Origin of the sequence: Sulfitobacter sp. 1A13679, from assembly GCF_043557115.1 — a bacterium.
Lineage (GTDB): Bacteria > Pseudomonadota > Alphaproteobacteria > Rhodobacterales > Rhodobacteraceae > Sulfitobacter > Sulfitobacter faviae.
In genome coordinates this window covers 181,024-198,286 of record NZ_JBIFFO010000004.1, presented here as the reverse complement: position 1 = coordinate 198,286, position 17,263 = coordinate 181,024, and the positions used below count along the sequence as shown (strand labels likewise).

Annotated in this window: 14 protein-coding genes; 5 read left to right on the top strand and 9 right to left on the bottom strand. The window is 63.5% G+C overall.

From position 1 onward, the window contains the following. Window positions 1-41: 41 nt before the first annotated feature. The 7 genes from ACGYLA_RS05310 to ACGYLA_RS05280 form a co-directional block, all read right to left on the bottom strand. Entirely contained in the window at window positions 42-878 is an 837-nt protein-coding gene (locus tag ACGYLA_RS05310; RefSeq protein WP_394430879.1) for an ABC transporter ATP-binding protein, read from the bottom strand. Between the two features lie 67 nt (window positions 879-945). Further along, on the bottom strand, window positions 946-2,226 hold the full coding sequence (locus ACGYLA_RS05305) for an ABC transporter substrate-binding protein (protein WP_209218414.1): 1,281 nt from the start codon (window positions 2,224-2,226) through the stop codon (window positions 946-948). Between the two features lie 82 nt (window positions 2,227-2,308). Next, window positions 2,309-3,385 (bottom strand): branched-chain amino acid ABC transporter permease, encoded by a 1,077-nt coding sequence (locus tag ACGYLA_RS05300; RefSeq protein WP_067267750.1) that lies wholly within the window; start codon window positions 3,383-3,385, stop codon window positions 2,309-2,311. A 159-nt stretch (window positions 3,386-3,544) separates the two neighbouring features. Beyond that, the gene (locus ACGYLA_RS05295) at window positions 3,545-4,534 is read right to left on the bottom strand and encodes a branched-chain amino acid ABC transporter permease (protein ID WP_271688894.1); all 990 of its coding nucleotides are present in this window, start codon (window positions 4,532-4,534) and stop codon (window positions 3,545-3,547) included. A 56-nt stretch (window positions 4,535-4,590) separates the two neighbouring features. Continuing rightward, window positions 4,591-5,409: an ABC transporter ATP-binding protein gene (locus ACGYLA_RS05290; protein ID WP_394430876.1), complete on the bottom strand. Its 819-nt coding sequence runs from the start codon at window positions 5,407-5,409 to the stop codon at window positions 4,591-4,593. A 44-nt stretch (window positions 5,410-5,453) separates the two neighbouring features. Further along, window positions 5,454-7,424 carry an AMP-binding protein gene (locus ACGYLA_RS05285; RefSeq protein WP_394430874.1) on the bottom strand — a complete coding sequence of 657 codons (1,971 nt, stop codon included), beginning with the start codon at window positions 7,422-7,424 and terminating at the stop codon, window positions 5,454-5,456. 159 nt (window positions 7,425-7,583) lie between these two features. Further along, the gene (locus ACGYLA_RS05280; protein WP_394430872.1) at window positions 7,584-8,006 is read right to left on the bottom strand and encodes a c-type cytochrome; all 423 of its coding nucleotides are present in this window, start codon (window positions 8,004-8,006) and stop codon (window positions 7,584-7,586) included. Between the two features lie 127 nt (window positions 8,007-8,133). Here ACGYLA_RS05280 and ACGYLA_RS05275 point away from each other — a divergent pair, with 127 nt between their 5' ends. Continuing rightward, window positions 8,134-10,044 carry a PAS-domain containing protein gene (locus ACGYLA_RS05275; RefSeq protein ID WP_394430870.1) on the top strand — a complete coding sequence of 637 codons (1,911 nt, stop codon included), beginning with the start codon at window positions 8,134-8,136 and terminating at the stop codon, window positions 10,042-10,044. Further along, window positions 10,041-10,757, top strand: coding sequence for a response regulator transcription factor (locus ACGYLA_RS05270; RefSeq protein WP_394430868.1), 717 nt, complete (start codon window positions 10,041-10,043; stop codon window positions 10,755-10,757). Before ACGYLA_RS05275 ends, ACGYLA_RS05270 begins: the two co-directional genes overlap by 4 nt. A 6-nt stretch (window positions 10,758-10,763) precedes the next feature. Here ACGYLA_RS05270 and ACGYLA_RS05265 read toward each other — a convergent pair whose 3' ends face one another. Further along, window positions 10,764-11,957: a Zn-dependent hydrolase gene (locus ACGYLA_RS05265; RefSeq protein WP_394430866.1), complete on the bottom strand. Its 1,194-nt coding sequence runs from the start codon at window positions 11,955-11,957 to the stop codon at window positions 10,764-10,766. A 15-nt stretch (window positions 11,958-11,972) separates the two neighbouring features. Further along, window positions 11,973-14,738 (bottom strand): formate dehydrogenase subunit alpha, encoded by a 2,766-nt coding sequence (gene fdhF, locus ACGYLA_RS05260; RefSeq protein ID WP_394430864.1) that lies wholly within the window; start codon window positions 14,736-14,738, stop codon window positions 11,973-11,975. A gap of 173 nt (window positions 14,739-14,911) precedes the next feature. On the opposite strand from fdhF, the gene ACGYLA_RS05255 reads away from it, so the two are divergent. The 3 genes from ACGYLA_RS05255 to ACGYLA_RS05245 are packed head-to-tail and all read left to right on the top strand — an operon-like array spanning window position 14,912 to window position 17,263. Beyond that, a complete protein-coding gene (locus ACGYLA_RS05255; RefSeq protein ID WP_209218422.1) occupies window positions 14,912-15,562 on the top strand; it encodes a histidine phosphatase family protein in 651 nt (216 codons plus the stop codon). A gap of 25 nt (window positions 15,563-15,587) precedes the next feature. Next, window positions 15,588-16,211 (top strand): glutathione S-transferase family protein, encoded by a 624-nt coding sequence (locus tag ACGYLA_RS05250; protein WP_394430862.1) that lies wholly within the window; start codon window positions 15,588-15,590, stop codon window positions 16,209-16,211. Next, on the top strand, window positions 16,208-17,263 hold the full coding sequence (locus tag ACGYLA_RS05245; RefSeq protein ID WP_394430860.1) for a saccharopine dehydrogenase: 1,056 nt from the start codon (window positions 16,208-16,210) through the stop codon (window positions 17,261-17,263). The genes ACGYLA_RS05250 and ACGYLA_RS05245 overlap by 4 nt, the downstream gene beginning before the upstream one ends.

Here is a 17,263-nt window from a genome sequence, read left to right as displayed (position 1 = left end):
AGGTCTCGTCTTGGTCTTTCCTTCGGGTCCGGGCGGGCCGGTTAACTCAGCCAGCGCTTGCGGCGGCGGTAGCTGCGCACGTCGCGAAAGCTCTTGCGGCCTTCGTCGGACATGCCGAGGTAGAATTCCTTCACGTCCTGGTTCTCGCGCAGGTCCTTGGCGGGACCGTCCATCACCACGCGCCCCGATTCGAGGATGTAGCCGTAATGGGCGAAACGCAGGGCGACGTTGGTGTTCTGCTCGGCCAGCAGGAAGGTCACGCCCTCTTGCTCGTTCACCGATTTCACGATCTCGAAGATCTGCTCCACCAGCTGCGGTGCGAGGCCCATCGAGGGCTCGTCCAGAAGGATCGTCTCAGGTCGCGACATCAGTGCGCGACCGATGGCACACATCTGCTGCTCACCGCCCGAGGTATAGCCAGCCTGCGAGCGGCGGCGCTCTTTCAGCCGGGGGAAATAATTATAAACCATCTCGAGGTCGCGCTGGATCGCGGCGTTGCCATCGCTGCGCGTATAGGCGCCTGTCAGCAGGTTTTCCTCGATGGTGAGGTGCTCGAAGCAGTGCCGGCCTTCCATGACCTGCACGACCCCCTGTTTCACGATCTCGGCGGGGTCTTGAGACTGGATCGCACCGCCGCGGTACTTGATCGAGCCCTTGGTGACCTCGCCACGTTCCGAGGCCAGCAGACCCGAGATTGCCTTGAGCGTCGTCGTCTTGCCCGCGCCGTTGCCGCCCAGAAGCGCGGTGATGCCGCCCTTGGGCACGTTCAGGCTGACGCCCTTCAGCACGAGGATGACGTGGTTGTAGATCACCTCGATATTGTTGACCTCGAGCAGGTTGTCGACTGCGACGTCATTGGTGTTGGCGGCATCCAGCATGGGAAGGACCTTTCTTGGGGTTCGAAGATGTCCCCGGCCACCGGGAAAGTGGCCGGGAGCAGGGTTCTTAGCAGTTGCCCTCGATGGCGTTTTCTTCGGCATAGGCCGAGCTGTCGGCATCGATCAGCGGCTGGATCACGTCCTGATCGGACTGCATGAAGTCCGACACGAGGTTCCACTCCTTCGCCTCGGCATCCCACTGCGTCACGGCCACGAAGCCTTCGCCACCGTGGTTTTCACAAGAGACGCTGAACTCAGGACCGAAGTCCGGCAGACCAAGGGCCGCCATCTTCTCTTCGGTGATCTCAAGCTGCTCCATCCCGTCGCGCATTTGGCCGCTGGTGATGTCGGTCACGCCGTGGATCTCCTGCGCGGTGCGCGCGGCCTCGGCCACCAGCATCGCGGCGTAGATGCCACGGTTGTAGAGGACTGAGCCGACCTGATCGCCCGCGCCCGCGGCTTTGCCCGCATCGACAACGTATTCCTGAAGGTCGTCATAGAGCGGATAATCGGAACCGACGTTGTGGAAGGTCAGCGCCTTGTAGCCATCGGCCTTGGCGCCCGCGGCCAGCACGTCGTTCTCGGAGCCGGACCACCAGATGCCGATGAACTTGTCCATCGGGAAGCGGATGTTGGCGGCTTCCTGAACGGCAACCTGGTTCATCACGCCCCAGCCGTACATGATCACGTAGTCGGGCTTGTCACGGCGGATCTGCAGCCACTGGGACTTCTGCTCCTGACCGGGGTGGTCGACGGGCACTTCCTTCAGCTCGAAACCATGTTTCTTGCTCAGTTCCTGCAGGGTGCGGATCGGCTCCTTGCCATAGGCGGAGTTGTGGTAGACCAGCGCGATCTTCTTGCCCTCAAGGCTGCCGCCCTCCTGCTCCATGATGTGTTTTACCGCGACCGAGGCGCCGTCCCAATAGTTGGCCGGGAAGTTGAAGACATGGCTGAAGACATCACCGTTCTTGGCCGAGGTACGGCCCAAACCGGAGGTCAGCATCGAGATGTCATCGGCGGTGACCTTGGGGATCAACTGGTAGGTGATGCCGGTCGAGAGCGGCTGGTACACCAACGCGCCTTCACCCTTGGTGGATTCGTAGCATTCCACGCCCTTCTCGGTGTTATAGGCGGTCTCGCATTCCGGGACGCGGATGGGCTCGCCACCGATGCCGCCGTCACGCTCGTTGAGCAGGGTGAAGTAATCGGCATAGCCGTCGGCGAAGGGGATGCCGCCCGCGGCATAGGGCCCGGTGCGGTAGCTCAGCGACGGAAAGACAAGGTCCGCCATCACGGGGCTTGCGGCCATCAGGCCAGCAACGGCCAGTGTTCCCAGTTTGTATTTCATCGGTGTTTCCTCCCTTGGATTGTCCGACTTGGGTGTTTGGGCCGGGTTTCCTCCCTCCGGCCTCGCTTTTCATGGCTCCCGCTTAGTGCGGGAAGGGCCACAATCTCAGTTTTTCCTTGGCCACGCGCCACAGCTGCGCCAGCCCGTGCGGCTCTGCGATCAGGAAGACCACGATCAGCCCGCCCACGATCACCAGTTGCAGGTGCGCCACGATATCCGTGGGCCAGCCCAGCCAGTCGACGCCGACGATCTTCAGAAGCACCGGCAAGAGCACGAGGAAGGCGGCGCCGGCGAAGCTGCCAAAGATGCTGCCCAAGCCCCCGATGATGATCATGAAGAGCACGAGGAACGATTTGTTGATGCCAAAGGCTTCGCCCACTTCGACCGCGCCGAGGTAGATCGAGAAGAACAACGCGCCGGAGATGCCGATGAAGAAGGAGCTGACCGCAAAGGCCGTGAGCTTGGCGCGCAACGGGTTCACCCCGATGATCTCGGCGGCGATGTCCATGTCGCGGATGGCCATCCACTTGCGGCCCACCGAGCCGCGCGTCAGGTTGCGCGCCACCAGCGCCGAGCCCACGGTGAAGATCAGGCAGAACATATAGGTCGCCCAGGCTTCGGTATTGGGGCCGGTGATCAGGATGCCGAAGGTGTCCCGCTCGGGCGCGCTGATCTGGCCGGAGGCGGAGTAGTTGTAGAACCACGGCACCCGGTTGAACAGCCACACGAGAAAGAACTGCGCCGCCAGCGTGGCCACGGCAAGGTAGAACCCCTTGATCCGCAAAGACGGCAGGCCGAAGAGCGCACCGACCGCGGCGGTGATGCCGCCCGCCAGCAGGATGTGGATGAACATGCTGACCTCGGGCATGGCCGTCATCAGCTTGTAGCAGGCATAAGCCCCCACCGCCATGAAGCCCCCGGTGCCAAGGCTCACCTGCCCGCAATAGCCCACGAGGATGTTCAGCCCGATCGCCGCGATGGCGTAGATCAGGAAGGGCAGGAACAGCGAGTTCACCCAGTAATCGTTGACCACGAAGGGCACGACGAAGACCGCGATGAACAGCACCAGATAGTAGCGGTACCGGTCGAACCGGATCGGGAAGGTCTGTTGGTCCTGGGCGTAGGATGTGTTGAAATCGCCCGCTTCACGATAGAACATTAGACTGCTTTCCCTTCTGCGGTAGTCATTTGCACTGCGTTTGCCTGCAATGCCGTGCGATAGGATGCGCGCAAGCCGCGCACCAAGCCGTTATCAATCCGGGGCTTCGCCCTTTGAACAGGCGAAACTGTCCCCCGGACAGTTTCCGGGTAGCCTGTATCAAACCCGTTCAATGATCTTCTCCCCGAACAGGCCCTGCGGGCGGAAGACAAGGAAGACCAGCGCCAGCATGTAAGCGAACCAGTTCTCGGTCGCGCCGCCAAGGAAGGGGGCACCGATCAGGAACTCGAAGAGCTTCTCGCCCACGCCGATGATCAGCCCGCCGACGATGGCACCGGGGATCGAGGTGAAGCCACCCAGCATCAGCACCGGCAGCGCCTTCAGCGCGATGAGCGAGAGCGAGAACTGCACGCCCGACTTGGCACCCCACATGATGCCTGCAACCAGCGCCACGAAACCCGCGAGCGACCAGACGAGGATCCAGATGAAGTTCAGCGAGACACCGACCGAAAGCGCGGCCTGATGGTCATCCGCCACGGCACGCATGGCGCGGCCTTGTTTGGTGTATTGCGCGAACATCACCAGCCCGATCACGAGCACCGCCGCGACGATGGAGGCCACGATATCGAGGTTGTCGATGAAAAAGCCGTAGCCGGTGGCGTTATAGGTAAATTCGTCGATCCAGACGTTGATGCCCTGCGGCAGGCCGACGTCGAGTGTCTTGATCTCCGACCCCCACATCAGGTCGCCCACCCCTTCAAGGAAATAGGCCAGACCGATGGTCGCCATGAAAAGGATGATCGGCTCTTGCCCCACGAGGTAGCGAAAGACGAAACGCTGCACGCAATAGGCCAGCACGATCATCACGACCATGGTCAGCACGATGGCAAGGAAAGCCGGAATGTGCCAGCCGAAGTGATGCACCTCGGTGCCAAGGATCGCGTTGATCAGATGGCCGAAAGGCACCTGCCCTTCCATGATCCCCACCAGCGTCAGCGCGGCGAAAAGCGCCATGACACCTTGGGCATAGTTGAAGATGCCCGAAGCCTTATAGATCAGCACGAAGCCAAGTGCCACGAGCGCGTAAAGCACCCCGGCCATCAGCCCGTTGAGAAAGACCTCGATCGTAAACGCCAGTTGCTCAGGCATCATTGGCCCTCCCCAAAGTCAGAACGGCAGTGTCGTTGCGGGTGATCAAACGGGCCTCAGTCATGGGCCACCCCCAGATAAGCGTCGATCACCTCTTGGTTGTTGCGCACCTCGTCGGGCGAGCCGTCGCCGATCTTGCGGCCGTAATCCATCACCACGACGCGGTCGGACAGGTCCATGACCACGCCCATGTCGTGTTCGATCAGCGCGATAGTGGTGCCGAATTCGTCGTTCACGTCGAGGATGAAGCGGCTCATGTCCTCCTTCTCTTCGACGTTCATGCCGGCCATCGGCTCGTCCAGAAGCAGGATCGTCGGCTCGGCGGCCAGCGCGCGGGCAAGTTCGACGCGTTTCTTCAGACCGTAGGGCAGACGCGCCACGGGTGTCTTGCGGATCGCCTGAATTTCCAGAAAGTCGATGACCTTCTCGGCGATTTCACGGTTCTCAATCTCTTCACGCTCGGCTGCGCCTTTCCAGAAGGATTGCGCCAGCATCCCGGTCTTCATCTGCGTCAGACGCCCCGTCATCACGTTGTCGAGCACCGACATGCCCTCGAACAGCGCGATGTTCTGGAAGGTCCGGGCGATGCCCTGCTGGGCCACCTGATAGGGCTTCATCGCCGGGCGGCGCGCGCCCTTGTACCAGACCTCGCCCTCTTGGGGCACGTAGAAGCCGCTGATCACGTTCAACATCGAGGACTTGCCCGCCCCGTTCGGCCCGATGATCGCGCGGATCTCGCCCTCGCGGATGTCGAAGGAAATATCCTTGATCGCCTCCACGCCGCCGAAGCGCAGGGTGATGTTCTTCATCTCCATCACCGTCGGGCCGATGGTGCGGCCGTCGTCGGTGACATAGCTGTCAGCCTGATCTTTCACGCTGTCCCTTTCCATAGTTCCCGCCTGTCCGGCGCTGGCCGCGCTCATTCTGCTGCCATCCGGCGGCTGACCGGCTGCACCGCGGCGTCGCGAATTTCGAGCGTCGCCTTGATCGAGCCCTTGCGGCCGTCCTCATAGGTCACTTCCGTCTCGGTGCTGACCTTGTCGGAGCCGTCGTAGAGTGCGGCGATGATGTCGGCGTATTTCTCTTCGATGATCTTGCGGCGCACCTTGCGGGTGCGGGTCAGCTCGCCATCATCGGCGTCGAGTTCTTTATGCAGCACGACGAAGCGGTGCACCTGACAGCCCGAAAGCATCTCATCCTCGGCGACCGAGCGGTTAACCTCTTCAACATGAGACTGGATCGTGTCCATCACCTGCGGATGCCGCGCCAGTTCCTGATAGGAGGCGTAGCCGATGTTGTTGCGCTCGGCCCAGTTGCCCACCGCCGTGAGGTCGATGTTGATGAAGGCGGTGCATTCAGTGCGCTGGTTGCCGAAGACTACGGCCTCGAGAATGTTGGGGAAGAACTTGAGCTTGTTCTCAACGTATTTCGGCGCGAACAGGCTGCCGTCGGCCATCTGGCCCACGTCCTTGGCGCGGTCGATGATCCGCAGATGGCCCGAACCTTCCTCGATGAAGCCCGCATCGCCGGTTGCGACCCAGCCTTCGGCATCCTTGGTCGATGCAGTGCTTTCCGGGTTCTTGTAGTATTCCACGAAGACGCCGGGCGAACGGTAGAAGACTTCACCGTTATCGGCGATTTTCAGCTCCACCCCGGGGCAGGTCACGCCCACGGTATCGCTGCGCACCTCGCCATCAGGCTGGGCAGTGATGAACACCGTCGCCTCGGTCTGGCCGTAGAGTTGTTTCAGGTTGATGCCGAGCGAACGGTAGAAATCGAAAATCTCCGGCCCGATCGCCTCACCGGCGGTATAGCCCACGCGCACGCGGCTGAAGCCGAGGGTGTTCTTCAGCGGGCCATAGATCATCAGCTCGCCCAGTGCGTATTTCGCGCGGTCCCAAGCGGACACTTTCTTGCCGTCCAGAATGGCGGGACCGACCTTGCGGGCATGGGCCATGAAGGTGTCGAAGAGCCATTTCTTGAACCGGCTCGCGTCTTCCATGCGGATCATGACGGAGGTCAGCTGCGTCTCGAACACGCGCGGCGGGGCGAAGTAATAGGTCGGCCCGATCTCGCGCAGGTCGACATGCATCGTGTCGGCGCTTTCGGGGCAGTTGGTGCAGAAACCGGTCCAGAGCGCTTGGCCGACGGAGAAGATAAAGTCCCCCACCCATGCCATCGGCAGATAGGCGAGAATCTCGTCATTGCGCTTGAGGTCGTCGAACTCCGACGACGACTTCGCCGTCTCGATCACGTTGCGGTTGCTCAGCACCACGCCCTTGGGCTTGCCGGTGGTGCCCGAAGTATAGAGCATCACGCCGGTGGAATCGTAATCCAGCTTGGCCTGACGCGCCTCCAACTCGGCGATATGCTTTTCGCGGTTGGCGCGGCCCATCTCCTGCACGGCGGTATATTGGTCGAGCTTGGAATGGTCGTATTTGCGCAGGCCGCGCGGGTCGAGGTAGATCATCCGCTCGAAGTCGGGCAGCTGGTCCTGCACCTCGATGATCTTGTCGACCTGTTCCTGATCGCCCACCACGGCAAGGCGCGCGCCGCAGTGGCCCATGACATAGGCCATCTCTTCGGCATTGGCGTCCTGATAGAGCGGCACCGGCACGGCCCCGGCCATCTGCGCGGCCATCATCGCCCAGTAGAGATAGGGACGGTTGCGCCCAATGATGGCGACGAAATCGCCCTCGTTCAGCCCCAGTTCCAGAAACCCGAGGGCCAGCGCCTCGACCTCGTCGCGGGTCTGCGACCAGGTCCAGCTTTGCCAGATCCCGTATTCCTTCTCCCGGTAAGCGGGGGCGTTTGCGAATTCACTTGCGTTGCGGTGCAACAGCGCCGGCACGGACTGAGGTCCGTCGGCACGCGTCAGCGGCTTGGCCAAATTGTCTTCCTCCCATGCCCGCCCTCCCCGGCGGGTTCGATCGCTTGTGCGATTCTATGATCCCACAAGTGACGTTCTCTTTTTTGTGGAGGTCAACTTTTTCCTGATCTTTTCCGAATTTTAACGAATTGTTACAGCGCCCCCGCGGCCCATTTTCCGCTAGTCGATCCCATTGGCGCGCTGCACTTCGCGCACATAGGTCACGATGGATTCCACCTCTGCCGGGGTAATCCCTTCGACCGGGGGCATATTGCCGAAAGACCAGTGATGCTGGCGCACGCCATTGGTGGCCGCGACCATGAAGGATGCATCGCCGTGGTGGCTGGGCTCATAGATCTTATGGATCAGCGGTGGACCAACCCCCTCGCGCCCGGCGGCGTTGACCCCGTGGCAGGCGGCGCATTTCGCTTTGAATGCCCGCGCGCCAATCTGCGCGGGGCCGCTCAGGCTCTCCGGCACGGTGACTTTCACCATGGCCGCGCCGCTGGCAGCGGGGGCCGGGGCCTCTTCGGCCTGCCACCAGATATATCCGCCTGCCAAGACCAGTGCCGCCGCTGCGCCTGCTCCGATTTTCTTGTTCATGCTCTGCCTTTCCGGTTCCCATTCGGCGCGCTTCTCGGGGCCTCCAGCGCAAGAAGGTCAAGCGCGATTTACGCGCGGCTCTTTGCCTTTCGCCCGCGCGGTGCTAGCCCTATGCGAAAGGATGCCGATGCAGATCACCGACGACCAAACCAAAGCGCTGACCAATGCCGGTCTGAACCTGATCGCTCAGGCGCTGACCATCTATGACAGCGACCTTCGGCTCGCGGTCTGCAACGCCCCGTTTCAATCCATGTTCGACCTGCCGGACCGGCTGGTGACCCCCGGCGCGCCCTTCGAGGATACGATCCGCCATCTGGCTGGCACCGGCGAGTATGGCGAGGTGGGGGATGTCGACGCCTTCGTGGCCGAACGGGTGGAACAGGCCCGCGCCTTCGTGCCGCATTACATGGAGCGGACCCGCTCGAACGGGCGCACCATCAGTGTCGAAGGCTCGCCCCTGCCACAGGGCGGCTGGGTCACCGTCTATACCGACATCACCAACACCAAGCGGCAAGAGGCGCTGTTGCGCGCACGGTCGGACGCGCTGAGCGATCAACTGCTGTCCCATGCCGAACAACTGGCCGCCACGAACCGCCAGTTGGAGGCGACGATTACCGCGCTGGAAGAGGCCAAGCGGCAGGTCACCGAAAGCGAGGCCCGCACCCGGCTGACGACCGAGATGATGCCCGCCCATATCGCCCATGTCGACGCGAGCGGGCATTACATCTACTCCAACCGCCGGCTCAGCAGCGTGATGCCGGGGCGGCCCAGCAACATCTACGGGCTGCATATCAGTGACGCGCTTGGGGCGGCGGCCTATGCGCGGATCAAGCCCGCGCTGACCCAAGCCTATGCGGGCAGCCCGGCGGTGATCGAATTCACCCATGATGAATCCGCCCGCCGCATCCGCGGTGCCTTTACCCCCGACGGGCGCGGCGGGGTCTATATCCTGTCGATGGACATCACCGAAGAGACCCAGACCCGTGTCGCCCTGCAACAGACGCTGAAACGCGAGTTGGCCTCGCGGATGATCTCTGGGCTGGCGCATGACTTCTCGAACCTTTTGACGATCATCCTCGGCATGCAATCGAAACTGGCCCGACTGCCCGACATGCCGCCACAAGCGGGTGAATTGGTCGAAGGCACCTTGGCCGCCGCACGGCGGGGCGGCACGCTGCTCAGCTCCATCGCCGATGTGACCGAACCCCGCGCCCTGCGCCCCGTGGCCACCGACCCCGCCGCTTTGCTGAGTGAGCTTTCGACCCTCGCCGCCCCCACGCTGCCGCCGAAATGCGCGCTGGCGGTGCGCAATGACGTGCCCGAGGGCGCAGTGCTGCTCGACAAAGGCCGGGTGCAGGATGCGCTGTTGAACCTCATCCTCAATGCCCGCGACGCCTGCGGCGCGCGGGGCACGATCACGCTGACCCAACGGCTGGTGCATAACACATGGATCGAATGGGTGATCCACGACACCGGGCCGGGCTTTGCGCCCTCGGCGCTGGAACGCGGGGTCGAGCCGTTCTTTACCACCAAGGGCAGCGAGGGGTCAGGGCTGGGCCTGTCGATGGTCTATGACATGACCAAATCCTCAGGCGGCGATCTGCGGTTGAGCAATGCGCCCGAGGGCGGCGCGCAGATCAGCCTGCGCCTGCCCTACCGCGTCGCCGTGCCCGCCACCACCGGGCTGGTGCTGCTGGTCGAGGACACCACCGATATCCGCGCCGTCGTGCGCGACATGCTCATGGATCAGGGCCATTCGGTGATCGAGGCCACCAGCGCGGATGAGGCCACCGCCCTCATCGCCGATCTGCCTGACATCGCGCTGGTGCTGTCGGACATTCAGCTTTCGGGCGAGGGCACCGGGATCGACCTTGCCCGCCGTGTCGGCAGCAGCTTGCCGCTCTTGCTGATGACCTCCCTGCCCCCCGATCACCCGCTTTTCGTCGAGGCCCAGACCCTCACGCCGGTGCTGCGCAAACCCTTTGAAAAAGACGATCTGCAAGCCTTGATCGCCCCACTGAAAGCCACCGCCCCATGAGCCGTGATACCGCCCCCCGCCCGCTGGTCACCATCCTCGACGACGAACCGGAGATCCGGCAGATGCTGTCGGACACGTTGCAGGAAGCGGGCTTTGACACGCTCAGCTTTGGCCGCGCGCGGGCCTTTGAGGCCGCATTGGCCAGCCATACGCCCGATGTCTGCCTTGTCGATCTGTCGCTGCCTGACACCGACGGGCTGACGCTGGTGCACCGTCTAGCACTGGAGCAAGGCGCCATCGTGATCATCATCTCGGGCCGCGCACAGGTGCAGGACCGGGTCACGGGGCTGGAGTTGGGGGCCGACGACTACATCATCAAACCCTTCGATCCTGCCGAAGTGGTCGCCCGTATCCGCGCCCGCCTGCGCAGCGCCAAGCCGACCCCGCAGGCCGGCACCACGGCGCGGTTCAACGGCTGGACCGCGCATTTCGACCGCTATGTGCTACAGGATGCCACGGGCGCCGAGGTCACCTTCTCCCATGCCGAGGGCGAGGTGCTGCGGCTTTTCCTCGAGGCCCCGAAGCGGCTGATCAGCCGTGCGCAGATGCAGGAAAGCCTCGGCGGTGTTGCTTCGGAAAGTTTCGACCGGGCGATGGACGTGCGCATCTCGCGGCTGCGCACGAAGCTTGGCGAAGACCCGAAGAACCCGCAGTTGATCAAGACGATCTACGGCGCGGGTTATATCTTCCTCGGCGATGTGGACTGGGACTGAGCGCGTTTAAAGCGCCGCCACCGCCCGACCCAACACCTCGACCGCTGCGACCAGATCGGCCTCATCCGTGTCTTCCTCGAAAGCATGGCTGATGCCGTTGATCGACGGCGCGAACAACATCGCCACCGGCATCAGGCGCGCCACGTTGGTCGCGTCATGCAGCGCACCCGAGGGCATCTTGCGCCATTTGCCGGGGGCCACGGCTTCAGCCGCCTCCGCCAGCGCATCGCGTAGCCGCGCGTCCATGGCAACCGGCTCCAGCCCCAGCATCGGGCCAAAGGACAGCTCCATGCCGCGCGCCTTGGCCACCTCTTCGGCGGTTTCGCGAATGATCCTCTCCATCCGCCCCAAACGGTCGCTATCCCCGTCGCGCCATTGCATGGAGAACACGGCCTTACCCGGCACGATGGACGAAGCATTGGGGTGCAGGCTGACATGGCCGATGGTCCAGACGGTGCTCGGCGTCACCACATTGCGCAGCCGGTCGTTCAGCAGACTGTTAAACTCCGACACCGCCTGAAACGCATCGCGCCGCACCGCCATCGGGGTGGTGCCCGCGTGGTTCTGCTGGCCCTCATAGGTCACCTTCATGTCGCGGATGCCGACGATGTCGCTGACCACGCCGATCTGCTCACCACTGTCATCCAGCGTCGGCCCCTGTTCGATGTGCAACTCGATATAGCCGCTGAATTGCGCGGGATCGACGGGGCCGGTGACCATATCCGCCATAGCGCGGCGCGCCTCGGCCAAGCTGACCCCGGCGTCATCCGTAAAGCCATCGGCCTCGGCCTGATCCAAAGCGCCGGACCAGACCGTCGAACCGGTGGTCACGCCAAAGCGCCCTTCTTCGTCCTGAAAGGACACGACCGAGACCGCAGGCCCTCCGGCCTCCCCCGCCGCGCGGGCGACTTCAAGCGCGGCGATCACGCCCAAGGCCCCATCAAGCCAGCCGCCTTCGGGCTGGCTGTCGGAATGCGACCCCAGCAGGATCGACGGGCCGTCAGCAAGCCCAAAGAGGTTGCCCATGGCATCGACCTCGACCTTCAGCCCCGCATCGCGCATCCGCCCGGCAAGCCACTCCCGCGCCTCCACATCGGCGGCGGAATAGGCCGGGCGCACCACGCCCTTGCCGACACCCGCAGCGCCGATGGCGCGCAGATCGTGCAGGTCTTTCAAAAATCGGGCGGCATCAATCTTCATTCTTCCAAACTTTCCTTACTCGGCGGCGACGGCCCCTTTCGCCGCCTCCACCCTGACGGCAGAGAACTTAAACTCCGGGATCTTGCCGTAGGGGTCAACTGCTGGATTTGTCAGGATATTCGCCGCCGCTTCGACATAGGCGAAGGGCAGGAAAACCATGTCGGGCGCCACGGCGCGATCCGCACGGGCCATGATCTCGATACTGCCGCGCTTGGTCGACAGCCGTACATGTTCCCCCGGCGCCACGCCAAGGCGGCGCAGGGTCGAGGGGTGGAGCGAGCAATTCGCCTCGGGCTCCAGTCCGTCGAGCACCTTGGAGCGCCGGGTCATCGAGCCAGTGTGCCAATGTTCCAACTGGCGCCCAGTGGTCAGGATCATCGGATAGGCGTCATCCGGCGCGTCATCCGGGGCCACGATCGCGGCGGGGGTGAATTTGGCGCGGCCTTCGGGCCGGGGGAACCCCTCGCTAAAGACAATGGCCTGCCCGGGATCGTTTTCGCTGAGCGACGGGTAGGTCACCGCATTTTCCTGCGCCAGCCGGTCCCATGTGATATTGTCGAGCGAGGCCATGTTGTGCTTCATCTCGGCAAAGACCTCAGCCGGGCTTTCGTAGGACCAGCCCAGCCCCAACCGCTTGGCCAGTTCCACCTCGATCCACCAATCCTCGCGCGCGTCTCCGGGCGGCGTCACCGCCGGGCGGCCCATCTGGACCTGCCGGTTGGTATTGGTCACCGTGCCGGTTTTTTCCGCGAAGGCCGAGGCGGGCAGGATCACGTCGGCGTAGTTCGCCGTTTCGGTCAGGAAAATGTCTTGCACCACAAGATGGTCGAGCTTGGCAAGTGCTGCGCGGGCATGCTCCACGTCCGGGTCCGACATGGCCGGGTTCTCGCCCAGCACATACATCGCCTTGATCTCGCCGTTGTGCACCGCGTCCATGATCTCGGTCACCGTCAGCCCCTTCTCGGCGCTGAAATCATCCGAGCCCCAGACCTCGGTGAAGGCCGAGCGCACGCCGTCGTCACCGACGGGCTGGTAGTCAGGCAGGAACATCGGGATGAGGCCCGCATCCGAGGCGCCCTGCACGTTGTTCTGCCCACGCAAGGGGTGCAGCCCGGTGCCGGGACGGCCGACATGGCCGGTCATCAGCGCCAGCGAAATCAGGCAACGCGAATTGTCGGTGCCGTGGATGTGCTGGCTCACCCCCATGCCCCAGAAAATCATCCCCGCCTTGGCCCCGGCGAAGGTCCGCGCCACATCGCGCAGCACCTCGGCCTCGATGCCGCAGACGGCGGCCATGGCCTCGGGCGGGAAATCTTTCAGATGCGCCTTCTCGGCCTCCCAGTTCTCGGTATAGGCCTTAATATATTGCTCGTCGTAGAGGCCTTCCTCCACGATCACATGCATGATCGCGTTCAGCATCGCCACGTCGGTGCCGGGGCGGAATTGCAGCATATGCGACGCGAACCGCCGCAGGCCCTGCCCGCGCGGGTCCATGACGATAAGCTTGCCGCCGCGTTTGGTAAACTGTTTGAAATAGGTCGCGGCGACGGGATGGTTCTCCACCGGGTTGGCACCGATCACGATGGCCACATCGGCGTTCTCAATCTCGTTGAAGGTGGCGGTGACCGCGCCGCTCCCGACATTCTCCATCAGCGCGGCGACGGAGGAGGCATGGCACAGCCGCGTGCAGTGGTCGACGTTGTTGTGACCAAACCCCTGCCGGATCATCTTCTGGAACAGGTAGGCTTCCTCATTGGTGCATTTGGCGCTGCCAAAACCCGCCACCTCGCGCCCGCGCCCTTTAAGCCCCTTGGCGGCAAAATCCAGCGCCTCGTCCCAGGTCGCCTCGCGGAACACCTCGCCCCAGTTGCCCGGATCGACGTTCAGCCCCTTGGCGGGCGCGTCGTCGCGGCGGATCAACGGCTTGGTCAGGCGGTGCTCGTGGTGGATGTAGTCGAAGCCAAAGCGCCCCTTGACGCAGAGCCGTCCCTCGTTGGCCGGACCATTGATTCCCTCGACATATTTGACCTTGTTGTCCTTCACTTTGAGCGAGATCTGGCAACCGACGCCGCAGAAGGGGCAGACGCTGGCGACTTCCTTGTCAAAGTCGGCAGTGTCACCGACCTGCGCCTCGTCGACCACGCTGGCGGGCATCAGCGCGCCGGTGGGACAGGCCTGCACGCATTCGCCGCAGGCCACGCAGGTCGAGGCGCCCATGGGATCGTCAATATCGAAGACCGGATAGGCGTCATGGCCGCGCCCCGCCATGCCGATCACGTCGTTGACCTGCACCTCGCGGCAGGCGCGGACGCAGAGGTTGCACTGGATGCAGGCGTCGAGATTGACCCGCATCGCGACATGGCTGTCGTCCAAAAGCGGCACGCGGTCGCGCTCCAACTTGGGAAAACGGCTTTCCTCTACGCCATTCAGCTCGGCCATGTCGCGCATGTGGCTGGATTTGTTATGCGCCACATCCTGCGCAGGCTGGTCCGTCATCAGTAGTTCCATGACCATCTTGCGGGCATTCTCGGCCCGCGCGTTGTTGGTGGTGACGACCATCCCCTCGGCAGGCTCGCGGATGCACGACGCCGCCAGCACACGCTCGCCCTCGATCTCAACCATACAGGCGCGGCAATTGCCATCGGGGCGGTAGCCGGGGGCGGGTTTGTGGCACAGATGCGGGATTTTCAAACCCCGACCGTTGGCGACCTCCCAAATGGTCATGCCGGCCTCGGCCTCGACGGTCTGCCCATCAAGCGTGAATGTGATCCTCTCGGCCATGGCTGCCCCCTCCCCTTGGCTATTGCCCAAACTATAGGCAAAATCCGGCGCTTGTCAGGGGCCAATCCCGACACCCCGTCACGGATAAACGCCGCGCCAGCGCATTGCGGCGCATTGCATTGTATGGCCCGACAAGCTGCCCTATCACTTGGGCGAACAGTGAAAGCCATTTGATGTCCCACATTACCCTGATCCGCCACGGCCAAGCCAATTCCACCGCCAAGGACGAGCTGAGCTATGATCAACTCAGCCCGCTTGGCCATGAGCAAGCCGCGTGGCTGGGCGACCATCTGCGCCAGAGCGAGACCTACCACACAAGGCTCTATACCGGCACGTTGACCCGCCATATCGAAACGGCGGAGGGGATGAACACCGGGCTTGAGCCGATCCGCGACGCGCGGTTGAACGAGCTGGAGTATTTCACCCTCGCCAACTTGATGGAGCAGCAGCACAAGGTGCCCTTCCCCCGTGAGGGCGAGTTCGTGCACCACCTGCCGCAGGTCTTTGACTATTGGAAAGCGGGCAAACTTGCCGATACGCCTGAAACCTATGAGAGTTTCGAGACGCGGGTGCAATCCGTCCTCGCCGAGATCGCCGAGGGCGAAGGCCCGGCGCTGGTGGTGACCTCGGGCGGGCTGATCTCTCTGGCGATGGCGCAGGCGATGGGCGTCGGGATTCCGGCGATGGCACGGCTGGCGCTGGCGATCATGCATACCTCAATGCACCGGCTCTTTCCCATCGGCGGCCATTGGTCGCCGGTGCTGTTCAACGCGGTGCCGCATCTTGACCGGCCCGACCGCCGCCTTGCACAAACGCATATGTAACCCCTCGCCCGCGAAAGGCTGACCCATGCTGAAACTTCACTACGCCCCCGGCACGATCTCGGTCGCCGTTGCCATCGCCCTCGAAGAAGCGGGGCTGGCCTATGAGCCGGTGAAGGTCGATTTCGCCAACGCCGAACAGACCGCAGCACCCTATCTGGCGCTGAACCCCAAGGGCCGGGTGCCGACCCTCGTGACCGAAGCAGGCACCGCCCTGACCGAGACCGGCGCGCTTTTGGATTATGTCGCCATCCGCGCGCCCGATGCGGGGCTGGTCCCTGCCGACCCTGAACGCGCGGCGCATATGCGCGGGGTGATGTACTACCTCGCCTCGACCATGCATGTGGCCCACGCGCATAAAATGCGCGGCCACCGCTGGGCCGATCAGCAATCCAGCTTTGACGATATGAAAGCCAAGGTGCCACAAACCATGGCCGATTGCGCCGCCTATATTGAGAACCACGCCTTCCGGGGTGACTTCGTCGCGGGCGATGCCCTGTCGCTGGCCGATCCTTATCTCTTTGTCGTCTCGGGGTGGCTGGCCGGTGACGGGGTCGACCGCGCGGCCTACTCACGGCTCGATGCCTTCGCAGCCCGGATGGAAGACCGCGACAGCGTCAAGGCCATACGCGCGAAAGGACTTTTGGCATGACCCATCTATGGCTCCGCGCCGAGCAGCGTGACAATGAGACCCGCACAGGGCTGACGCCCGAAGGGGCCGCCGCGCTGATCGCGTCTGGCATGAAGGTGAGCGTCGAAGACAGTGACAGCCGCGTGATCCCCTCCGCCGCCTATGCGCAGGCGGGCTGTGAGATCGTTCCGGCCCATAGCTGGCCCGACGCCCCGCGCGACGCGGTGATCTTTGGCCTCAAGGAACTGCCCGAAGACGGCACGCCCCTGCCGCATACGCACATCATGTTCGGCCATGCCTACAAGGGCCAATCCTCGGGCCGCAAACTGTTGCAGCGGTTCAAGGCGGGCGGCGGCACGCTGCTGGATTTGGAGTACCTGACCGATGACACTGGCCGCCGCGTTGCCGCCTTTGGCTATTGGGCGGGCTTTGCTGGGGCAGCCGTCTCGGTCAAATGCCGCATTGCACAATTGCGCGGCGAGGCCTGCGGCCCGGTTGCGCCCTACGCTGACGCCGAAGCGCTGAAAGCCGCATTGAGCAAAGAACTTGCCCAAGTCGACGCGACCGGCGACCGCGCGCTGGTCATCGGGGCCTTGGGCCGGGTGGGACGCGGGGCGAGCGATCTTTGCGCGGCTCTGGGCATCCCCGTCACCGGTTGGGACATGGCAGAGACCGCCCACGGCGGGCCCTTCCCCGAAATCCTCGACCACGCCTATTTCTTCAACTGCATCCTCGCAGGGCCAGACACCCCCGCCTTCGTCCGCCCCGATGCCCCCGAGGCAAAGCGCGCCCTGCGCGTGATCGGCGACATCGCCTGCGACCCCGACAGTGCCTTCAACCCGGTGCAGGTCTATGACCGCGCGACCACTTGGGCGGAGCCAGCGCTGCGCGTGCATGACGCGCCGCCGCTGGATGTCATGGCCATCGACAACCTGCCATCCATGCTGCCGCGCGAAAGCTCAGAGGATTTCGCGGGCCAGTTGCTGCCGACCCTGCGGGCGCTGTCAAAGACGGATCATGCCGTCTGGCAACGTGCGCGAGATCTGTTCACTCAGCATGTCGCCGAGGTCTGA